Annotated in this window: 21 protein-coding genes; 10 read left to right on the top strand and 11 right to left on the bottom strand. The window is 64.2% G+C overall.

Annotated elements, in window-relative coordinates; all coding sequences use genetic code 11:
• Positions 1-4: 4 nt before the first annotated feature.
• The 3 genes from JY451_14535 to JY451_14525 all read left to right on the top strand — a co-directional run bounded on the left by JY451_14535 (position 5) and on the right by JY451_14525 (position 3,238).
• Entirely contained in the window at positions 5-760 is a 756-nt protein-coding gene (locus tag JY451_14535; protein ID QZH74845.1) for a ComF family protein, read from the top strand.
• A 337-nt stretch (positions 761-1,097) separates the two neighbouring features.
• Entirely contained in the window at positions 1,098-1,481 is a 384-nt protein-coding gene (gene hisI, locus JY451_14530) for a phosphoribosyl-AMP cyclohydrolase (GenBank protein ID QZH76750.1), read from the top strand.
• The gene (locus tag JY451_14525) at positions 1,481-3,238 is read left to right on the top strand and encodes an acyl-CoA dehydrogenase C-terminal domain-containing protein (protein QZH74844.1); all 1,758 of its coding nucleotides are present in this window, start codon (positions 1,481-1,483) and stop codon (positions 3,236-3,238) included. The genes hisI and JY451_14525 overlap by 1 nt, the downstream gene beginning before the upstream one ends.
• On the opposite strand, the gene JY451_14520 is transcribed toward JY451_14525, so the two are convergent.
• From JY451_14520 to JY451_14495, 6 genes are all read right to left on the bottom strand, one after another.
• Positions 3,235-3,939: a dienelactone hydrolase family protein gene (locus JY451_14520; protein QZH74843.1), complete on the bottom strand. Its 705-nt coding sequence runs from the start codon at positions 3,937-3,939 to the stop codon at positions 3,235-3,237. The genes JY451_14525 and JY451_14520 overlap by 4 nt on opposite strands.
• Positions 3,936-5,072 (bottom strand): FAD-binding oxidoreductase, encoded by a 1,137-nt coding sequence (locus tag JY451_14515; protein ID QZH74842.1) that lies wholly within the window; start codon positions 5,070-5,072, stop codon positions 3,936-3,938. Before JY451_14515 ends, JY451_14520 begins: the two co-directional genes overlap by 4 nt.
• A 10-nt stretch (positions 5,073-5,082) precedes the next feature.
• Positions 5,083-6,003 (bottom strand): cysteine synthase A, encoded by a 921-nt coding sequence (gene cysK / locus JY451_14510; protein QZH74841.1) that lies wholly within the window; start codon positions 6,001-6,003, stop codon positions 5,083-5,085.
• Positions 6,004-6,007: 4 nt separating this feature from the next.
• Entirely contained in the window at positions 6,008-7,321 is a 1,314-nt protein-coding gene (locus JY451_14505) for an MFS transporter (protein ID QZH74840.1), read from the bottom strand.
• 62 nt (positions 7,322-7,383) lie between these two features.
• Complete coding sequence (locus tag JY451_14500) at positions 7,384-7,722, bottom strand: PilZ domain-containing protein (GenBank protein ID QZH74839.1); 339 nt, start codon at positions 7,720-7,722, stop codon at positions 7,384-7,386.
• 81 nt (positions 7,723-7,803) lie between these two features.
• On the bottom strand, positions 7,804-9,039 hold the full coding sequence (locus tag JY451_14495) for a tyrosine--tRNA ligase (GenBank protein QZH74838.1): 1,236 nt from the start codon (positions 9,037-9,039) through the stop codon (positions 7,804-7,806).
• 56 nt (positions 9,040-9,095) lie between these two features.
• Between JY451_14495 and JY451_14490 the strand changes: the two genes are divergently transcribed.
• Positions 9,096-9,641 (top strand): DOMON-like domain-containing protein, encoded by a 546-nt coding sequence (locus JY451_14490; protein ID QZH74837.1) that lies wholly within the window; start codon positions 9,096-9,098, stop codon positions 9,639-9,641.
• Positions 9,638-10,840 (top strand): DUF1343 domain-containing protein, encoded by a 1,203-nt coding sequence (locus JY451_14485; protein QZH74836.1) that lies wholly within the window; start codon positions 9,638-9,640, stop codon positions 10,838-10,840. The genes JY451_14490 and JY451_14485 overlap by 4 nt, the downstream gene beginning before the upstream one ends.
• On the opposite strand, the gene JY451_14480 is transcribed toward JY451_14485, so the two are convergent.
• Entirely contained in the window at positions 10,834-11,148 is a 315-nt protein-coding gene (locus JY451_14480; GenBank protein ID QZH74835.1) for a hypothetical protein, read from the bottom strand. The two genes, JY451_14485 and JY451_14480, sit on opposite strands and share 7 nt — an antisense overlap.
• Before the next feature lie 103 nt (positions 11,149-11,251).
• On the opposite strand from JY451_14480, the gene JY451_14475 reads away from it, so the two are divergent.
• Together JY451_14475 and JY451_14470 are read left to right on the top strand one after the other, a co-directional pair.
• Entirely contained in the window at positions 11,252-12,163 is a 912-nt protein-coding gene (locus JY451_14475) for a class I SAM-dependent methyltransferase (protein ID QZH74834.1), read from the top strand.
• A gap of 29 nt (positions 12,164-12,192) precedes the next feature.
• Complete coding sequence (locus JY451_14470; GenBank protein ID QZH74833.1) at positions 12,193-12,918, top strand: glutathione S-transferase family protein; 726 nt, start codon at positions 12,193-12,195, stop codon at positions 12,916-12,918.
• Here JY451_14470 and JY451_14465 read toward each other — a convergent pair.
• From JY451_14465 to JY451_14450, 4 genes are all read right to left on the bottom strand, one after another.
• Entirely contained in the window at positions 12,915-14,651 is a 1,737-nt protein-coding gene (locus tag JY451_14465; GenBank protein QZH74832.1) for a protein kinase, read from the bottom strand. The genes JY451_14470 and JY451_14465 overlap by 4 nt on opposite strands.
• A gap of 47 nt (positions 14,652-14,698) precedes the next feature.
• Positions 14,699-15,976: a serine hydrolase gene (locus tag JY451_14460; protein QZH74831.1), complete on the bottom strand. Its 1,278-nt coding sequence runs from the start codon at positions 15,974-15,976 to the stop codon at positions 14,699-14,701.
• 19 nt (positions 15,977-15,995) lie between these two features.
• Complete coding sequence (gene parE, locus JY451_14455) at positions 15,996-17,972, bottom strand: DNA topoisomerase IV subunit B (GenBank protein QZH74830.1); 1,977 nt, start codon at positions 17,970-17,972, stop codon at positions 15,996-15,998.
• A 61-nt stretch (positions 17,973-18,033) separates the two neighbouring features.
• A complete protein-coding gene (locus JY451_14450; protein ID QZH74829.1) occupies positions 18,034-19,200 on the bottom strand; it encodes a penicillin-binding protein activator in 1,167 nt (388 codons plus the stop codon).
• Positions 19,201-19,317: 117 nt separating this feature from the next.
• On the opposite strand from JY451_14450, the gene rsmI reads away from it, so the two are divergent.
• The 3 genes from rsmI to gshB are packed head-to-tail and all read left to right on the top strand — an operon-like array spanning position 19,318 to position 21,392.
• A complete protein-coding gene (gene rsmI / locus JY451_14445; GenBank protein ID QZH76749.1) occupies positions 19,318-20,082 on the top strand; it encodes a 16S rRNA (cytidine(1402)-2'-O)-methyltransferase in 765 nt (254 codons plus the stop codon).
• Positions 20,079-20,429, top strand: coding sequence for a YraN family protein (locus JY451_14440; GenBank protein QZH74828.1), 351 nt, complete (start codon positions 20,079-20,081; stop codon positions 20,427-20,429). Before rsmI ends, JY451_14440 begins: the two co-directional genes overlap by 4 nt.
• 9 nt (positions 20,430-20,438) lie before the next feature.
• Entirely contained in the window at positions 20,439-21,392 is a 954-nt protein-coding gene (gshB, locus tag JY451_14435; protein ID QZH74827.1) for a glutathione synthase, read from the top strand.
• Positions 21,393-21,396 lie beyond the last annotated feature (4 nt).

Below are 21,396 nucleotides of genomic sequence, written 5' to 3'. Positions count from 1 at the left end.
CCCAATGACTAGCTCGCCCGCCAACCGTCTGCTTGCCGAGACCTTCGCCCCGCTGGTGGACCTTGTCTATCCCCCGCGCTGCCCGCTGTGCGGAGAAGGACTGGCGGCGCAGAAGGGGCTGTGTGTCGATTGCTGGGCCAAACTGGCGATTCCGGGGGAACCGTGCTGCGCCATGTGCCAGCGCCCGTTTCCCGATGGCAGCGAGCTGGATGGCATGACCTGCGGCCCGTGCATGGAAAGTCCGCCCAAACATGACGGGATCGCGGCGGGCACGCTGTACAACGACACCGCGCGGCAACTGGTCCTCAATTACAAGCACGGCCGCCGGATCGCCCTCGCGCCGATGCTGGCGCGGCTGATCGCGGCGCGGGTGCCGGTGCTCGAAGGCGAATGGCTGGCGATACCGGTTCCCTTGCACCGCTGGCGGCTGTGGCGGCGTGGGTTCAACCAGTCGGCATTGCTCGCGGGTGAAGTGGCGAAGCTCACCGGGTCGCAGGTGCTGGTCGATGGGCTGGTCCGCACCAGAGCCACGCCCACGCTAGGCGGGCTTGGGCGAATGCAGCGGGCCAAGGCGCTCAAAGGAGCAATTGCCGTGCATCCGCGCCGAGTCGCGCAGCTCAAGGGTGCCAACGTTTTGCTGGTGGACGACGTCCTCACCAGCGGCGCTACAAGTGGTGCTTGCGTGGCGGCGCTTACAAAGGCGGGCGCGGCGAAGGTCAGGATCGCCTGCTTTTCCCGCGTGCTGGACGAGGCCTTATGATCTGGTTCCAAAAGCAAAACGCCCGGAGGTTTCCCTCCGGGCGTTCGCGTGACGATTACTCTGGAACCTCGCGCCACCCCCCAGTGAGCGCGGCAGTTCCAAACCCTCATGAATCGGGCCGAGGCGAACTCTGCCCTTTTCCCCCCATTCCTTGGCACATTGCGTGACTACGAAATGAAAGCCGGCTCGTCAGGCCGGAACCCGTTCATTCCACTGAAAGGTTGATGGTGAAACCGCTTTCTAACGTGTGATAGAATTTGCCTCGCGATTGTGATTATCGTGCAACATTCTGGTATACAAAGAGCAACCGACTAACCCATTCGAAAAGGCGAAGCCGATTTCCACTTCTCTCCACGATACGGACAGGGAGCAGGGCTCAGCCTTCCTCCCCAAATTCGATGCAGCCGGCTTACTCAGCGCGGTCGTCCAGCACGCTGAAAGCGGCGAAGTGCTGATGGTCGCCTTTATGGATGCCGAGGCTCTGGCCGCGACTCGCGAGAGCGGGGAGGCGCATTTCCATTCGCGCAGCCGTGGGCGGCTGTGGAAGAAGGGCGAGACATCGGGCCATGTGCTGCGGGTGGAAGCGATGCTGGTCGATTGCGACCAGGATGCCGTGGTGCTGAAGGTTCGCCCCGCTGGGCCTGCGTGCCACACCGGAGCGCGATCGTGCTTCTACAGGCGGGTCGATGGTGACGGGCTGGCCCCGACGGGAGACAATTGATGACTGGCTGGAACGCGCCCTTGCGCGATACGATGTTCGTTCTGACCGAAGTGTTGCGGGTGCCGGAGGAGACCGCGCTCCCCGGCTATGACGCGCTCGATGCCGAAACGCTGGAGGCGCTCGTCGATGGCATGGGCACCTTCTGCGCCGATGTCCTCGCCCCGCTCAATCCGGTGTCAGACGCGCAAGGATGCACGCGCCATCCGGATGGCTCGGTAACGACGCCCGCAGGGTTCCGCGAAGCCTATGCGCAGTTGTGCGAAGCCGGGTGGCATACGCTGACCCTGCCGGAACAGTACGGCGGGCAGGGGATGCCGCACGTGCTGGGAACGGTGCTGGAGGAATACATGAATTCCGCCTGCCCCGCTTTCATGATGTATCCCGGCGTCCTCCCCGGCGCGACCTCCACGGTGATGTCGGCCGGGTCCGATCATCTCAAGGACGCCTACCTGCCCAAGATGGTCTCCGGCGAATGGCTGGCGACGATGGCGCTGACCGAGGCTCACGCCGGAACCGATCTCGGGCTGATGCGCACCAAGGCCGTGCCACAGGGCAACGGCACCTATGCGCTATCGGGCGAGAAGATCTTCATTTCCGGCGGCGAACACGATCTGACCGAAAACATCGTCCACCTGGTGCTCGCCCGCGTGCCCGATGCGCCCGCAGGATCGCGCGGTATCTCGCTATTCCTTGTGCCAAAAGTGCTGCCGGATGGCGAGCGCAACACGCTCGGCTGCGCATCGATCGAGCACAAGATGGGGCTCAACGGCTCGGCCACCTGCGTGATGACCTTCGACAATGCCACTGGCTGGCTGCTGGGCGAGGAAAATGCGGGGCTGGCGGCGATGTTCATCATGATGAACGCCGCGCGGCTGGGAGTGGGCGTGCAGGGGCTGGCCCATGCCGAACATGCCTATCAACGCGCCGCCGCCTACGCGACGGACCGGTTGCAGGGCCGCGCAATGGGGCCGCGAAAGGACCCTGCCGCTCCCGCCGACTCGCTGCTCGTCCACCCCGACGTGCGCCGCCTGCTAATGGATGCCCGCGCCTTTGCCGAAGGGTTTCGAGCGCTGGTGCTGTGGACTGCCATGCAGATCGATCGGTCGCACGGCGCAGAAACTGCGGAGGAGCGGGCAGAAGCCGTTGCGCTGGTTTCGTTCCTAACGCCCGTGCTCAAGGCCTATGGCACCGATCGCGGCTTCGAGACCACGGTGGACATGCAGCAGCTGTTTGGCGGTCACGGCTATGTCAAGGAATGGGGCATGGAACAGATCGTCCGCGATGCCCGCATCGGGATGATCTACGAAGGCGCGAACGGGGTGCAGGCGATGGACCTTGCCGGGCGCAAGCTGGCCAAGGATGGCGGCAAGGTGGCCATGCGCTTCGCCGCCATGATCGCGGCAGACCTTGCCGATGCTCCGGCGTGGATCAAGGCACCGATGGAAATTGCGCTGGCCGATACGCAAGCAGCGGCGCAGTCGCTCCTGCAAGGTGCTGCAAGCGATCCGGACCATCTGGGCGCGGGGGCCTATGCTTTCATGCAGATGATCGGCGTGCTGTCGGTTGGCTGGATGTGGGCGCGGATGGCGACAATTTGCGCAGGGCGGGAGGGCGATTTTACCCGCGCGAAAGTCATTACCGCGCGGCACTATGCTGAGTCGGCGCTGCCGCTGACGGCAACCTTGCGGCGGCGGATTGCGGCAGGGGCGGGCAACCTGATGGCGATGCCGGAAGAGGCGTTCGTGCGGGGCGGTTAGCTTTCGAGTATCTCGTCGAACAGCGCGTGCATTGCTGCCCAGCTTTGCCGGTCCGCGCTGGCATCATAGGCAGTGGCCGGGTTCGCGGTCGGCGCGGGGTTGGTGAAGCCGTGGCGCACGCCAGCGTAGGAATGGAAGTGCCAGTAGGCTCCGGCGCGGTCCATCTCCTCCCAGAACTTCAGCACCTGCGGGCGCGGGACCATCGGATCGGCATCGCCATGGCAGACGAGGACGCGGGCGGTGATGGCGCCCGGTTCGGCGGGCATCTGGGTGTCGAGCAGGCCATGGAAACTCACCACCGCCGCGACAGGCGCACCCTCGCGCGCCAGTTCCAACGCCGCCTGCCCGCCCATGCAGTAGCCGATGATGAAGATTGGTAGGCCCTGTGCTGCGTCCAGTGTTGCCAGCGCCCGGAGAGCAGCGCGCAGGCGCTGGCGATAAATTTCGACCGGTTCGCGGATCTCGCTCGCGAACATGCGCGCTTCATCGAAACTTGCGGGGGTCTTGCCGTAGAAGTCGGCCACCAATGCGAGATAACCTGCTTCCGCCAGTGCTTTTGCCTTGACCTCAACCGCAGGCGTGGGGTTCATGATCGTCGGGAACACAAGCACCGCCGCGCGTGGGGTTCCAGAGGGGCGGGCGAGCAGGCCGGTCAGCGCCGTGTCATCGTCGGCATAGGCAATTTGCTCGAACCCGCTCATGCAAACACACTCCGCATCCGGCTCAGCGCCCGCGCTGTCTCTGCCGGATCGGGCGTCTCGTCCGCCTCGCCATAGCCCCAGTCGTCGTTGGGGCCGAGATATTGCACCACCAGCCCGTCGCGCCGCGAGATTGCCTGCACCGCGTCGAAATAGAGGGCATAGCGCGCCTCTGGTTGCGGCATCAGCCAGCTGATCTGCCCCCGCACTGGCACCACGCTGGTATCGCCCCACAGTTCGCGCGCGCCATAGCCGGTGCAGTTGACCACCACCGGTTCCTCCAGCGCCAGCACGGCGGCGCGATCGGGAAAGTTGCGGCGCACCATCCGCCCGCCGCGCAGCAGCAGCATCCGGGTCAGCCAGCCGGAGTATTCCGCCACGTTGAATACCATCTGTTGCCCTGCCACCACCGTATGCCGGGGGAAGGGATTGGTTGCTTCCGCAAGTTCGGGCCAGCGGGGGGTGAGATCGCGCAACCGCGCGCCGAGGCGGGCAAAAGGCCGCGTCGCATCGACATCCGGCTCCTCCCCACCGGAGAGATTGTATTGGGTGAGGAATTCGACTGGATCACCGGAGAGCCCCAGCATCTGCTGATGCACCACCCATGATCGCCGCGCCCAAGCTTCCCAGCGGGCATTTGCACTCGCATCCATCGCGTCGGAAAGCCCGATCCGACTCGAGGGGGACCAAACCCCTGTAGCACGGGCGGAGCGGGTGTCCGGGGTGAACTCGGCAGCGTAAAGCGTCACCTGCGCGCCCATTTCGCCGAGGCGCAATGCGGTGGTCATGCCGATCACGCCCGCGCCGATCACAGCCACGCTCCGTGCTTCACCCGCCAATGCCAGCGCGGCGGCTTCCTCGGCACAGCCCCAGCTCAGCGACCAGCCAGACCCGCCGTGGCCGTAATTGTGCACCACCAGCATCTCGCCTACCCGCTCGGCTTCCAAGCGCGGCCCGGCGGCGCGGAACGGGCGAAGGCACACGGTGACGCGCATCAGCCGCGCGGGATCGAAGTTCAATGGGGGCAGAGTAGGGCCGACAAGCGCGCCCGCACTGCGCAGCGTGCCCACCGGAGCGCAGGCAGCGAGAAAACCCGCCGCTCCTCCGGCTACGAATTGCCTGCGCCCGAATTGCACCGCGCTCGGCCTATTCGGCCGGCAGGAAGTCCGGGACCGACAGATAGCGCTCGCCGGTATCGTAATTGAACCCCATCACCCGCGTTCCGGCAGGCAGGTCGCCCAGCTTGGCGGCAATCGCCGCCAGCGTCGCGCCGCTGGAAATGCCGACCAGCAGTCCTTCCTCGGTGGCGGAGCGGCGGGCCATCTCTTTCGCGGCGTCGGCACCGACCTTGATCGCGCCGTCGATCGACTGGGTGTGCAGATTGCCCGGGATGAACCCCGCGCCGATGCCCTGGATCGGGTGCGGGCCGGGCTGGCCGCCGGAAATCACCGGCGACAGTTCCGGCTCTACCGCATAGGCCTTCATGCCCGGCCAGACCTTCTTGAGTTCCTCCGCGCAACCGGTGAGGTGCCCGCCGGTCCCGACGCCGGTGATCATCACATCGATGGGGGAGTCGCCGAAGTCGGTAAGGATTTCCTGCGCGGTGGTGCGTGCGTGGACTGCGGGGTTGGCGGCGTTCTCGAACTGCTGCGGCATCCACGCGCCGTCGATCTCCGCGGTCAGTTCCGCCGCCCGTTCGAGCGCACCCTTCATGCCCTTTTCCTTCGGTGTCAGTGCGAAGCTGGCGCCATAGGCAAGCATCAGGCGGCGGCGTTCGAGGCTCATGCTTTCAGGCATGACGAGGACGAGTTTGTAGCCCTTCACAGCAGCCACCATCGCCAGCCCGATTCCGGTGTTGCCGCTGGTCGGCTCCACGATGGTGCCCCCCGGCTGCAACGCGCCCGATGCTTCCGCCGCTTCGACCATGGCCAGCGCGATACGATCCTTGATCGAGCCGCCGGGATTGGCCCGCTCGCTCTTCACCCAGACTTCGTGATCGGGGAACAGCCGCGAGAGGCGGATGTGGGGCGTGTTGCCGATCGATTGCAGGACATTGTCGAATTTCATGGCGTCAGATCCCTTGCTTGGCAGGTTCATGTTCCTGAGGTGTCGGCGAGTCTTCTAGCAGGTCTTCGGGCGGATCGAAGGTCCTTGTGGTGCGCAGCACGGGAAAGATTTTCGCCCAGATCGCCACAGTGGCGATGGCACCTGCGCCCCCCGCAACTACGGCAAAGACCGGGCCGAACAGGAAAGCGAGCCCGCCGGAGAAAAAATCGCCGAATTCGTTGCTGGCGCTGATGGTCATCTGCGATACGGCGGAAACGCGGCCGCGCTTGTCGTCCGGCGTGTGCAGCTGGATAAGCGACTGGCGGATATAGACGCTGAACATGTCCGCCGCGCCGATGATGAACAGCATGGCGAGGCTCAGCGGCATCGATTCAGAGAAGCCGAACACGACCGTCGCCGCGCCGAAAATCGCCACCGACCATAGCATCTTGGGGCCGACATTATGCTTCAGCGGGCTGAACGAAAACCACAGCGCCGTCAGCGCTGCGCCGATGGCCGGGGCCATTGCAAGCTGGCTCAGCCCGCTCGCGCCTACGTGCAAAATGTCGCGGGCATAGACCGGGAACAGCGCCGTCGCCCCGGCGAGGAAAACTGCGAACAGATCGAGCGAGATCGAACCGAGCACCATCTTGTTGCGCCAGACATAATCCAGACCGTCGCGAATCTGCCGCACCGGGTGATCGGTACTGCGCGGGCTGCCGCGCGGAACATGGCCGATGAAGGACAGCGCAATCATGGAAACCGCGAACAGGGCAGCCGATGCGGCATAGGGCAGGGCAGGCACCAACTCGTACAGCACCCCGCCCACCGCTGGCCCCACGATCATCCCCACCTGCCATGCGATGGAACTAAGCGCGATGGCATTGGGTAGGATTGCGGGCGGCACCAGATTGGGCGCCAGAGCGGAGAAGGCCGGTCCGGAAAAGGCGCGGGCTATCCCGAGCACCACGGCAACCGCATAAAGCACCGGCAGGGTGATGCCTTCCCGACATGTCACCAGCGCGAGCACCGCCGCGCAGGCCAGTTGGAGCAGCACCATCAGCCGCCCCAGATTGCGACGATCAAAGCGGTCGGCCGCCAGTCCACTGAACGGCGTAAGCAGGAACAGCGGCACGAATTGCAGCAAGCCGATCAGCGCCAGTTGGCCCGATGCCTCGCCGACGGTCATTCCGCCGTCGCGCGCCAGGTTGTAGGTCTGCCAGCCGATGATCAGCAGCATGGCGTACTGCGCGAGCGTCATCGTCAACCGGGCGAGCCAGTAGGCGCGGAAATTGGCGACGCGAAACGGATGGGTAGGGATGGACTCGGCTATGCTCACCGCCGCGCCATGACAGCGCGGCGGGCTATTGCCAAGTTAGCTAAAGTTGTTGTGCGGAAAGGCTAACCGCGACGACGCAACGCCGGATTGGGCTGCATCTCTGCAATCATCGCCTGGAAATCGTCCAGTCGGATGATCCGCTCGAACTGGAAGCCCGCGCGATCCTCCGCCAGCCAGATGCAATAGGCCTCGATCCGGCCGAGCCGGGGCAAGCGAATGATCAGTCGGTCCCCGCGACTGATGTTCTCCGCCTTGTCGATCATGAATCCGTGCGCGGAAATGTTCGATACGTGCAGGCGCACGTCACCGTGCAGCAAGTGCTCGGCGATTACGGGAAAATCGACCGGATGCCGCGATGCCCGCCGCAAATCGGTAACGGACAGTTGAGCGCCCCCTGCCATGTCTCGCCAATCTCCTTGTCACTGGTCGGACTCGGCCTTTCGCAACAATAGATGGAGATTTTGTAAAGTTAACCTTTGGGCCTAGCTGGCGCGTAGTATGGCGTGGCGCTTTTTCCCAAGGCTGAGGCGCAGTTCGTGGCCATCTTCCGGCTGGAGGATGAGCAGCGCCGGGTCGTCCACCGCAGCACCATCCAGTTTCACCGCACCCTCGGCAATCTTGCGCTTGGCTTCGCCATTTGAGGCGGTGAAGCCCAGTTCGGTCAGCGCTGCTCCTGCGCGAATGCCCTCAGCCGGAATCATCAGCACCGGCAAGTCGTCGCCGAGGCCGCCACCCGCAAAGGTCTGCTCGGCAGTGGTGCGGGCAGAACTCGCCGCATCCTCGCCCCGCACCAGTTTCGTCACCTCGTCCGCCAGCACGATCTTGGCAGCGTTGATCTCGGCACCCTTGAGCGCTTCGAGCCGGGCGATCTCGTCCAGCGGCAGATCGGTGAACAGCTTGAGGAACCGACCCACATCCCGGTCGTCGGAATTGCGCCAGAACTGCCAGAAATCGTATGACGGCAGCTGCGCTTCGTTGAGCCACACCGCCCCTGCGGCAGTCTTGCCCATTTTCGCGCCGTCTGCGGTGGTGAGCAGCGGCGTGGTCAGGCCGAACAGCTCGATCCCGTCCATCCGGCGGCCCAGTTCAACTCCGTTGACGATATTGCCCCACTGGTCGCTGCCGCCCATCTGCAGTCGAGCGCCCATTTCCAGCGCCAGATGGCGGAAATCGTAGCCTTGCAGGATCATGTAGTTGAATTCGAGGAAGGTCATCGGCTGTTCGCGTTCCAGCCGCAGCCGCACCGAGTCGAAGCTCAGCATCCGGTTGACGGTGAAATGGGTGCCGACCTTCTGCAGCATCTCGATATAGCCGAGCTGCCCCAGCCAGTCGTGATTGTTGACCATCACCGCATCGGTTGGTCCGTCACCGAAAGTGAGCAGCTTGTCGAACACGGTGCGGATTCCGGCGATGTTTTCCGCGATTGCTGCGTCGGTAAGCATCTGGCGGCTTTCGTCGCGCCCGGTCGGATCCCCGATGCGCGTGGTCCCGCCGCCCATCAGCACGATCGGCTTGTGCCCAGTCTGCTGCAGGCGGCGCAGCATCATGATCTGCACCAGCGATCCCACGTGCAGCGAAGGCGCGGTGGCATCGAAGCCGATGTAGCCCGGCACGGTCTGTCGCGCGGCGAGGGCGTCCAGTCCCGCTGCATCCGTCATCTGGTGGACATAGCCGCGATCATTCAGCAGGCGCAGCAAATCGGAATTGAACGTCGTCATTTCGGGGTATCGGGGCCTCTTTCCTGGGTGGCGGCGCGTAGCACGAGGAACCTTGCTTGCAAACGCATGAACTGGCCGCCCACCCAGCGCACCCCCCGCTGGCTGTCCGCAGCGTGGAAGCGCGCATCCTTTCCCAGACCGACAACTGGCTCCGCGTCCGCTGGCGGATCGACGGCCCCGGCAAGATGATAATCCCCAAATTCGCCGGGAAGGGCCGCGCGGACAACCTTTGGCAGACGACTTGCTTCGAACTGTTCATGATGCCCAAGGACGGCACGCCCGCCTACTGCGAATTCAATCTCTCGCCTTCGGAGCGTTGGGCCGCCTATGACTTCACCGATTACCGCGAGGGCATGACCCAGCGCCCCTTCGCGAGAGAGCCGGACTGCGCGATGCGGATGGGGCAGGCGATCGCGATCTTCGACGCCGCGCTGCCGCGTTCGCAGGTGCCGGAGGCTCCCTGCGCGATCGGGCTGGCAGCGGTTATCGAGGAAGTGGGCGGCGTCAAAAGCTATTGGGCGCTCTCGCACAGCAAGGATCAGCCCGATTTTCACGATCCCGCTTGCTTCACGAAGGCACTTGCGCGAACCCGCGCTGCATGAAATTCGGAATCGACCGGCTGCTTGCCGAACCTGACTTGAGGAAACCGCTCGAAGGCAAGCGGGTGGCGCTGGTCGCGCATCCCGCTTCGGTGACAGCGGACCTGACCCACAGCCTCGATGCGCTGATCGCGGCGGGGGTCAACGTCACCAGCGCCTTCGGCCCGCAGCACGGGCTGAAGGGGGACAAGCAGGACAATATGGTCGAGACGGCGGACGAGACCAATCCGCATTACAACATCCCGATTTTCTCGCTCTACGGCGAAGTGCGCCGCCCTACCGGGCAGATGATGTCCAGCGCGGATGTGTTCCTGTTCGACCTGCAGGACCTTGGCTGCCGCATCTATACCTTTGTCACCACCTTGCTCTATTTGCTCGAAGAAGCAGCAAAACATGGCAAAAGCGTGTGGGTGCTGGACCGCCCCGACCCCGCCGGCCGCCCGGTGGAGGGCACGCTGCTGTTGCCGGGATACGAAAGCTTCGTCGGCGCGGCACCCATGCCGATGCGCCACGGGCTGACGATGGGCGAAATGGGCCACTGGTTCATCCGTCACTTCGGTCTGGATGTGGATTACCGGGTGATCGAAATGCACCACTGGCTGCCCGAGGGCCCCGGCTACGGATGGCCGGACAGCCGGATATGGATCAACCCCAGCCCCAATGCCGCCAATGTGAACATGGCCCGCGCCTATGCCGGGACGGTGATGATCGAAGGTGCGACTTTGAGCGAGGGTCGCGGCACCACCCGCCCGCTCGAAGTGCTGTTCGGCGCGCCCGATCTGGATGCCAAGGCGGTGCTGGCGGAAATGCGCCGCTTAGCGCCGGACTGGCTGGCGGGCTGTGCCCTGCGCGAGTGCTGGTTCGAACCGACCTTCCACAAGCACGCCGGGCACTTGTGCAACGCGCTGATGATCCACGCCGAAGGAGCGTTCTACGATCACGATGCCTTCCGCCCATGGCGCTTGCAGGCGTTGGCGTTCAAGGCGATCAGGCGGCTCTATCCGGATTATCCGATCTGGCGTGGGAGCGAGTTCAAATACGAATATACCGAGGGGATGCTGGCCATCGATGTCATCAACGGTGGCTCGGCCCTGCGCGAATGGGTCGAAGACGCTGCGGCCATGCCGGGCGATCTCGAAGCACTGGCCGCGCCGGATGAAGCGCAGTGGCGTGACGAAGTGGCGGACCTGCTGCTCTACTGAGCCCGGTGCAGCAGCGACGCTCCGGGATCGACCCGCGGCAGGGGTCGCACATCGCCGTCACCCACCAGCAGTACGTCACAACCATCGACATTGTGGTCCACAGCCTTGAACAGGATCGGCGCATCGGGATCGGCGGTGTTGCGATCAAGTAGCGGCAGGCCGCGTTCCTCCCGAACAAGTTCGATGGTGTCGGTGCAATTGCGCTCTTCCGCCAGCCGCGGCGTTTCTGTTTCCAGTGGCGCTTCCTGATTGGCGACGATGATCGGCGCGACAATTATGAGTGCGAATACAGGCAGGGTGGTCTTCATGGCGGAGCCTCCTGGTTAAGCGTCACTTTACCAGATCGAGGCGGTTCGGAAAACACCCCGCAATTAACCCGGCCTTTTCGTTTGCTCGCTACATTTGCACACGATGGGCCAGCAATATTCCTTCGAAAACGCCACCGCATCGGGCCAGGTAGCGTGCAGTCTCTGCGGTTCCCGGCAAAGCTTTCCGCTCTTCACCAAGCGCGGCTATCGGCTGGTCCAGTGCAGTGACTGCCACCTAGCCTATATCGCCAATCCGCCCGACGCGGAGGGGATCAAGGCGTTCTACACTGCGAGTTCTTCCTACCACGACCAGTTGCTCGATACCGGCTCCGCGCAGTTTGCCCGCCAGCGGCTTGTCGCCCGCCAACATATGGACATGCTTCGGAAGTTCCGCCCACAGGCCAAAGGCTTGCGCGTGCTCGACATCGGCTGCTCGTCGGGCATCTTTCTCGACGAGGCTCGGGCGGCAGGCATGGCACCATTCGGTGCCGAACTCTCTCCCGAAACCGCCACTTTCGCCCGCGAGCATTTCGGGCTGGAGGTCCATCAGGGTGACTGGCGTGACGCCGGCTATGCCGAAGCGAGCTTCGACATCATCACCCTGTTCGACGTGATCGAACACCTGCCCGATCCGCTCGGCGAACTGCGGGCGATTCATCGCCTGCTCAAGCCCGGTGGGCTGCTGCTGCAATCGACACCCGACATCGACGGGCTGTTCCCGCGCCTGTCGCAGAAGCTGGCCAATCGGCTCGATTACTGGCCCCATCCGGAACCGCCGCACCACCTGTTCCAGTTCTCGCAAGCGACGCTATCGGCGATGGTCGAAAAGGCTGGGTTCGCCGTCGGGGGCGCACGCCATACCTCGATCTACCTCGCCTACAACTTCGGCACACCGGCAAGCTGGAGAGTCAGCCCGAAGATGCTCGCCTATGCCGCGCTGTTTGCACCGGTGGCGATTCTGGGCGAATGGATGGGGAAGGGCGACTGGCTGTACCTGGGGGCAGCCCGCGACTGAGCCTGCACTCGCCCGCACGGGAGGACCATATGCTCACGCTTTACAGCTTCGGCCCAGCTGCCAATTCGCTGAAACCCACCCTGGCGCTCTACGAAAAGGGGCTGGAATTCGAGCACCGGCTACTTAATTCCGCCCGGTTCGAGCACCTTTCGGACGAGTACAAGGCGATCAATCCGCGGGGGCAAGTCCCGGCGCTTGACGATGACGGGCAGATCGTCACCGAAAGCACGGTGATCTGCGAGTATCTGGAGGACGCTCATCCCACCCCGGCCCGGCTCCGCCCCGAAAGCCATTTCGACGTGGCGCAGATGCGCGTCTGGACCAAATGGGTGGACGAGTATTTCTGCTGGTGCGTCTCCACCATCGGCTGGCACCGCCACGTCAGCAAGATGGTGGCTGGACTTACCGATGCAGAGTTCGATGAGGTGGTGAGAACTATTCCTATCCCCGAGCAGCAGGTGAAATGGCGCCGCGCGCGCGAGGGCTTTCCGCAGGACCTGCTCGATGAAGAGATGCGAAAGATCGCGGTTTCCGTGCGGCGGCTGGACGATCATTTGCGCGATAACGAGTGGCTGGCGGGCGGGGTCTATTCGCTCGCCGACATCTGCAATTTCGCCATCGCCAACGGGATGCAGAAGGGATTCGTCGAACTGGTCAACACCGAGGATACCCCCGGTCTGCTGCGCTGGATTGAGCAAATCAACGCGCGTCCAGCGGTGCAGAAGATGTTCGCCAAGATAACCCGCGAGTTCTAAGGGATTGCCGGCACTGCGGTGCGGAAGGCGACGCGAACGAAGACTTCGCGGGATTGCGGCTCAAGCGGGGCTGCGATTTGGTCCGGACCGGTCTGCGCGGGGCCGATCCGCTGCTGTTGTTGCGCGTGGATGGTCAGGCCAGGTTCGGCGTTTGGCTCTTCCTCTGCAAACGGTTCGAACCGTGCGCGCTCGCTCAGGGCGCGGCAGATGCCCACGGCGGAGGGGCGGAGCATTTCGGCGGGTTCGACCTCGCTGCTCGAACCCACGGTGCAGCGCGAGACCGTGCCATCGGGGACGATTGTGAGATAGGCAGCGAGGATACCACGCACGTTTTCGCCGCGGAACAATTGCCGGGGCAGGTCTTCCTGCCGTACCCAACTATCGGGATCGATGGGCGTTGCTCCGGGATCGGGCGCGACAGAGGTGGCGATGGCGATGGCAGGTAATGCTTCGGGCAGATCGAGCGGAGGGATTGTCTCGCTGGGGAGTGGCAGAGGCGCGCTTGCAGTGGCGGTGGGGGAGGGCAGGTCCGGTCCACCGTCCCCCTGATCGGCAAAGGGGCTGGCAAATTCTCCAAGCGCCATCCCGGCGGCCACGGCAAGTGCAATCGCTGAGATCAGGCCCGAGGCGATCCAGCCAAGCGGAAGGTGACGGCGCTGCTCATCCTCTTCGTCCTCGTATTCCGCGTCATCTCGGGGGTACTCGGCTTGCGCTGGCTCTACCGCCGAAGTTCCGATGACGACTTGGGTGATCTCGTCGTCCTCGGCGGGTTCAGGTGCCAAGGCACCGCCCATCAACCCTACGGGCGCTGCGGGAGTCGGTGCGACAACGGTCGGCAGGAGCTCGTCGTCTTCCTCCCAGTTCGCCAGTTCGGCAAATATCGGCTCAGCCCGCGCCAGCACATCGTCCGCCGTACGAAGTCGATCATCGGGGTGACAGGCGAGCATATCCGCCAGAAGGGGCCGCATCGGCGCTGCAATCGGCGCGAGATCGGGTGCTTCACGCCGCATCCGGATCGCCGAACCCGGCGTATTGCCCATCGCGATGGATTGGCCGCGCGCCAGACCCAGGATCACCAGCCCAAGGCTGTAGATGTCCGTCCACGGTCCGATTGGGTAGTCCGGCTCGCCCAGCTGTTCGGGCGCGACGAAACCGTATTTGCCCGCAAAACCCGATCCGATGATGGTGGTCTCGCCCCCGGCGGTATCCTTGACGATGCCGAAGTCGATAATCTTGGGGCGGGAAATGTCGCCGCCTTCCAGCAGCACGTTGTCGGGCGCGATGTCCCGGTGGATGATCCCCGCCTTGTGCGCCGCGCGCAGACCGATGGCGAGTTCTGTCAGCAGCGAAAGCAGTTCCGTAGGCGTGAAGGAACGATTGCCGATCAGCGACTTCAGGCTTGGCCCGTCGATATATTCGGTGACGATGAAGCTCAGGTCCAGCTCCGGATCATGCGCGAAGGTGCGGTAGGCCACCAGATGAGGATTGTTCAGCCGCAGCATGGCTTTCACTTCCTTGCCGAACATCTGCCGGAAAACGTCGTCATCGGCCTGCTCGGTGCGGATCACCTTGATGGCGACGTGATCCTCTTCCATGAAGATGTTCTCGGCCAGCCAGACCGAGCCCATGCCGCCTTCGCCAATGCGTTTGAGAAGGCGGTAATTGTTGTTGAGGACGCGACCGGGTTCGAGCGATTTACGCGGTGGCTTTGGTCCTTCGGAAATGTCCGCCATGATGCCCCGCCGCTGCTCAGTTCCCGGCCATGCTAGACCAGCGCGATCTATCGCGCCAGCGCCACAGCTCGCATGGCGAGGAATTCGAAGCGCTGCTGGTCGATGCTGGCAGCGGGATTGTTCCAGCCCAGCGTGACCACCCGCCACACCCCGTCATCGCCTTGCAACAGCCAGCTGAGATTGAGCACGCCGGGTTCGGATCCGCCCTTGTAGCCCGCATAGGCCCAGCTATCCCGCGCGGCATCCGACATCGACGGGCTGACGCCCAAAATGCCGAGCGCCGTCTCGTCAGCGCGCAGGCGGTCAAACAGGACGGCGATATCGCGGGCGGAGGCGAACCATTCGATATCGATGTTGTTGGGTCCGCCTGCGAAAGCCGCTGTCAGGGCAGTCTCATCCCGCTCCACCACGCCTAACGCTTCGAGCGCAGCAAGCCGCTCTGCCGGATCGGCAGCAGCAAAGGCGGCGATTTCGGTGGCAGGGCCGGACTTGAGCACGAACAGTTCGCGCGTCGTCATGAACGGCCGCATCAGTTCGGGCGCGGAATGGCCCGATGCCGCGACTTCCGCTTCAATTGCATCGCGGCCGAGCAGCGCGATCAACTGATCGGTGGCGGTATTGTCGCTGATCGAGATCATCAGCGTCGCCAGCGTATGAACGGTCACGGGCGCACCCTGTGGCCATTCCTGCATCATCCCGCTGGGATAGCTACGCTCGGTGAGCGGCACGACCTCGTCCCAGGAGTGCTCCCCCGCAGCGATGGCTTGCACCAGCGCCGAGAGCACATAGAGCTTGAAAGTCGAACCCAGCGCCAATGGGGATTCGGCATTATGCGCGGCGACGGGCGGCGATCCATCGAGCCGCGTAATCAGCAGGCTGGTTTCGCCCGGCAGCGTTTCCATTTCATCGATCACAGACTGCGCGCTATCGTCGACAGGCTCTACGCCGGTCAGCAAGAAGCCGGACACGCGATTGGGCGGGGTGGGTTCCAGTTCGATAGAACCACTGGCGATCCCGCGCTCCATCCGGATGCGGATTTGCGCAGTTGTCGGCGTAACAGTGGTAACCGACTCAACCCCGATAATCGCGCCGAACTGGCCCACAAGCTGTGCCGTGATCGCCGCCATTTGCGCCTGCGGCACGGCTGTGCGGAACCCGTCCGAGAAGACCGCCTCGTAGGCCATCTCGTCGCGCAGCACCGAGACGATGTCCTCCGCGCGCTGTTCGATCATGGGCACGGGCGCTTCTGCTGCCGGAGATTCCTGCGCGACAACAGACATCGGCATCAGGGTGAGGGCCAGTGAGGCAAGCAACAGGCGTTTCATCGGCAAGTTCTCCAATGGCTCAGGCGTCGATCATATCGCGATCCACTTCGCCCGCGCGGTTCTGGATGAAGTTGAAGCGGTGTTCCGGATTGCGGCCCATCAGTTGATCGACCAGTTCCTTGACCGCGAAGCGCGCTTCGTGTTGCTCGGGAAGGGTGATGCGGATGAGGCTGCGGCTCGCCGGGTCCATCGTGGTTTCACGCAGCTGGCCGGGGTTCATTTCGCCCAGACCCTTGAAGCGGCTGACGTCCACCTTCTTGCCCTTGAACTGGTTCGCCTCGATCTCCGCGCGGTGTTCGTCATCGCGGGCGTAGAGGCTCTCCTTGCCAGCAGTCAGCCGGTAGAGCGGCGGCTGCGCCAGATAGAGGTGCCCGCGCCGCACCAGTTCGGGCATTTCCTGGAAGAAGAACGTCATCAGCAGCGTGGCGATATGCGCGCCGTCGACATCGGCGTCGGTCATGATGACCACCCGGTCGTAACGCAACTGCTCCGGGTCGCAGTCCTTGCGCATCCCGCAGCCCAGCGCCAGCGCAAGGTCGGCGATTTCGGAATTCGCGCGGATCTTGTCCGCGGTGGCGCTGGCGACATTGAGGATCTTGCCGCGGATCGGCAGGATCGCCTGCGTCTTGCGGTTGCGCGCCTGCTTGGCGCTGCCACCGGCGCTGTCGCCTTCGACAATAAACAGCTCGGTCTCGCCTTCACCGTCGCCCGAGCAGTCGGTGAGCTTGCCGGGTAGGCGGAGTTTCTTGCCGCTGGTGGCGGTCTTGCGTTTGATCTCGCGCTCCTGCTTGCGTTTGAGCCGTTCGTCCATCCGCTCCATCACCGACCCGAGAAGCGCCCGCCCGCGCTCCATGTTGTCGGCAAGGTAGTGATCGAAATGGTCGCGTATGGCGTTCTCGACCAGCCGCGTGGCTTCGGGGGAAGTGAGCCGGTCCTTGGTCTGGCTCTGGAATTGCGGCTCGCGGATGAACACGCTGAGCATGATTTCCGCGCCGGTCATCACGTCGTCGGCGGTAAGGTCCTTGGCCTTCTTCTGCCCCGTGAGCTCCCCGAATGCCCGCAGCCCACGGGTGAGCGCGGCGCGCAGGCCGGCTTCATGCGTGCCGCCATCGGGAGTGGGAACGGTGTTGCAGTACCAGCTGGTCGATCCGTCCGACCACAGCGGCCAGGCAACTGCCCATTCAACTCGGCCTTGTTCTTCCGCGAAATCCTGCCGCCCGGTGAAGAATTCGGCGGTAACGCATTCGCGGTCCCCCACCTGTTCCTTCAGGTGATCGGCCAGCCCGCCGGGGAACTGGAACACTGCCTCCGCGGGCACCTCAGGGGATGCGAGCGAGGGTGCGCATTTCCATCGGATTTCCACGCCAGCGAACAGGTAGGCCTTGCTCCGCGCCAGTTTGAACAGCCGTGCGGGCTTGAACTGGCGGTCTCCGAAAATCTCCTCGTCGGGCACAAAGGTGACGCTGGTGCCCCGGCGGTTGGGCGTATCGCCTACCTTGGCCAGGCCGCGCTGCGCCACGCCGCGCGAGAATTCCTGCGCAAATACCTGCTTGTTGCGCGCCACTTCCACGCGCGTGAAGCTGGAGAGGGCGTTGACCACGCTCACCCCCACGCCGTGCAGGCCGCCGCTGGTGGCATAGGCCTTGCCGGAGAATTTGCCGCCGGAATGGAGCGTGGTCATGATGACTTCAAGCGCCGACTTGCCGGGAAAACGCGGGTGCTCGTCCACCGGCATCCCTCGGCCATTGTCGGTGATCGTCAGGCGGTTGCCTTCCTCCAGCACCATTTCGATCCGGTTCGCGTGGCCCGCCACCGCCTCGTCCATCGCATTGTCGAGCACTTCGGCGGCGAGGTGGTGGAGCGCGCGCTCGTCCGTCCCGCCGATGTACATGCCGGGGCGGCGGCGAACGGGCTCCAGCCCTTCCAGCACCTCGATAGCGGAGGAATCATAATCGCCGCCGCCAGCGGGCAGGGCATCGAACAGGTCATCACTCATGGAGCAGGCTATAGGCGCGCGGATTCCATGCCTTCAAGCGGGGCGGGGAATTTATCCGCGCTCAGAAGCCTGTTGGTGCCGGGTCGACCACGGTAAACACGCCATTCCCGATCTGCCGCACTTCGAAAGCACGCTGGCCGAGGCCGTTGTCGAGGAAGCGGACCGGCCCGTCGAGGCCAAGGAAGCCGCCTTCGCCGGTCAGCAAGCCTGCCGGCAGTCGTCGACCAGGCTCCCAATCGCGGGTCATCCGCAGGGTCAACAGCACCGCGTCGTATCCCAGCGTGGCGATGCGATAGGGCTCGTTGCCGAAGCGCGACGAATAGCTTTCCGCGAACTGCCGATATCTTTCGTCCGCCACGGCGGCAAACCATGCCCCGCGCATCACGCTGCTGCGGGTCAATGCATCTTCGCGGCTCCACAACTCGGTGCCGATGATCGAAGGCAAGGCATCTCCCGCGTCCTTCAGTCGCAGGGTAGCCTGCACTGCGAGATCGGCGCTGTCAGCAATCAGCACCGTATCGTAACCGCCCGCCGCGCGCAGTCGATCTGCCGCACCGACAATCGAAGTGCCGGTGCGATCATAGCGTTCCACCGCCACCACGCGTCCGCCACCCGCCGCAACACTCGCTTCCAGTGAAGCCAGCGCGCGGCTGCCGTAATCCCCGCGCGGGGCCAGCGCGGCGAAATTGCGCGCGCCCTGAGCCATCGCGAATTGCGCTGCGCGCTCAACAGACTGTTCCGGAATATGCCCCATGACGAAAACGTCGCTGCGCGCGGCGGTGGTATCGTTCGAAAATGTAATCAGCGGGACATCCGCCGGGCGCGCCTGCGCCAGCACCGCGCCGACGTCGTCGCGCTGGAGCGGGCCGAGGATCAGGCGGTTGCCGTCGGAAACCGCGCGGCTTGCTGCGGCGCCGGCTCCCCCATTGGTGTCATAAGTGGTGATCCGAAGGTTCTGCGCCCCGGTATCGAGCAATGCCATCGTGGTGGCATTGGCGATCGACTGGCCGACATCGGCATTGGTGCCGGACAGCGGCACCAGCAGCGCGACGCGGTGGCGGCCGTCATCCGTGGGCAGCACGTCGGCGCTCGGAACATTGACCGGGGCCGGACCGGCCGCCGACCCACTATCCATCGGCCCGGCATCGCCGCCCGGTATCACCGCGCAGCCCGCCAAAAGCATAGAGCCCAAGCCCGCTACCAGCAGGCGCTTCCAATTACCGAACATGCTTGCCGTCTCCGCTCATACTGGTCCAAGGGTGCGCGCGTGACAGACGATGGCGCTCCCCTTCATCCCGGCCTCTATATAGTCGCCACCCCGATTGGCAATCTTGGCGACATCACCATGCGGGCAATCGAGACGCTTTCGCGGTGTAGCGGGATTGCCTGCGAGGATACGCGAGTGACGGGTAAGCTGTTGCGACATCTGGGAATTTCCAAACCGCTCTGGCGCTATGACGATCACGCTTCGGCCAGTGACCGGGCGCGCCTGCTCGATTCGATGCGCGATCAGGCGGTGGTGCTGGTCAGCGATGCGGGAATGCCCCTGGTGTCCGATCCCGGCTATCGACTGGTAAGGGACGCAAAGGCCGCGGGAATTCCGATTACCGCGCTGCCGGGAGCCAATGCACCGCTTACCGCGCTGGCGCTATCCGGCCTGCCCAACGATCGCTTCCTGTTCGCCGGGTTCCTGCCTAGCAAGGACAAGGCACGGCGCGAAATGCTGGAGGAACTTGCTCCCATCCGCAGCACCCTGATCTTCTTCGAAACCGCCCCGCGCCTGACCAAGAGCCTCGCGGCCATCGACGAAGTGCTGCCCGGCCGCGAAGTGGCGGTGGCGCGCGAATTGACAAAGATTTACGAGGAATGCCGCACTGGCAGTCCTGTCGAGATCACCGCGCATTACACTGCGCACCCGCCCAGGGGCGAGATCGTGCTGCTGGTCGGTCCTCCGCCGGAAGAACAGGCCAGCGATGCCGATGCCGAAGCGATGTTGCGCGAACTGCTGGTGACAGAAAAGGCCTCCAAGGCCGTAGCGCAGGTTGCCAAGGTCACCGGGCTGGATCGCAAGGCGCTTTATGCTCTGGCGATGGAGATCAAGGGCCAATGAAGCGCCAGCAGGCCGAAGCGCGTGGACGCAGCGCCGAGGATGACGCCGCCGAATGGTTGGCTGGGCAAGGCTGGGAATTGCTCGCACGCCGGGTCAAGATCAAGGGCGGCGAGATCGACCTGATCGCGCGGCGGGAAAACCTGATTGCCTTTGTCGAAGTTAAATGGCGCGCCAAGGCCGCTGATCTCGATTTCGCCATCGACGAATACCGCCTCCGCCGCGTGGCCGCCGCTGCCGAGGCGGTGGCGCACGACTACGCGAAGAATGGCGAAGATTTGCGCGTCGACGTGATCCTCCTTGCACCCGGCGCAGAGCCTCGCCACATCGAGAACGCCTGGATGCCTTGAGGAAATAGCATGTCACTTCGCGTTGCCGTCCAGATGGACCCGCTCGAGACCATCAAGATCGCCGGGGACTCCAGCTTTGCGCTGATGGAGGCGGCGCAGGCGCGCGGGCATTCGCTCTGGCATTATGACGTCAACACGCTGGGCTGGCACGATGGCAGGGTGACGGCATGGGCGCGGCCCGTCACCGTGCAGCGCGTGCTGGGCAATCATTTCACGGCCGGTGAACTTCGCCGCATTGATCTCGGCGCCGATATCGATGTGGTGCTGATGCGGCAGGATCCGCCGTTCCACCTCGGCTATATCACCGCCGCGCTGCTGCTCGACCGGCTGGAGGGCACCACGCTCGTCAGCAACGATCCGCGCGAGGTCATCAACGCGCCAGAGAAAATGTACGTCCTCGATTACGCGCATTTCATGCCGCCGACGCTGGTTACCCGCGTGCTCGACGACGTGCGCGAGTTCCAGCGCCAACATGGTGCAATCGTGGTGAAGCCGCTGCATGGGAACGGCGGCAAGGCGATCTTCCGCATCGACGAAGAGGGCACCAACATCTCCGCGCTGTTCGAGGTGTTCAACCAGACCTGGCCCGAACCCCACATGGTGCAGCCGTTCCTTCCCAGCGTCGCCGAGGGGGACAAACGGATCGTCCTGGTGGATGGCGAGGTGGCCGGCGCAATCAACCGGCGACCGGGGGCAGGCGAATTCCGCTCCAACCTCGCGCAGGGCGGCTCTGCCGAAGCGACCACGCTGACCGCGCGCGAAGAGGAAATCTGCGCGGCAATGGGCCCGGACCTGAAGCGGCGCGGGCTGACTTTCGTGGGCATCGACGTGATCGGCGGCGAATGGCTGACCGAGATCAACGTCACCAGCCCGACCGGCATCATGTCAATCGACGCGTTCAACGGCACCGACACGCCTGGCTTGATCTGGGACGCGCTGGAACGCCGCCACGCCGCGATGTGAAGTG

The sequence above is a fragment of the Erythrobacter sp. genome, from assembly GCA_019739335.1.
Classification (GTDB): Bacteria; Pseudomonadota; Alphaproteobacteria; order Sphingomonadales; family Sphingomonadaceae; genus Alteraurantiacibacter.
Note: the sequence above shows the minus strand (reverse complement) of the source record. Positions and strands in the feature narration are given on the sequence as shown.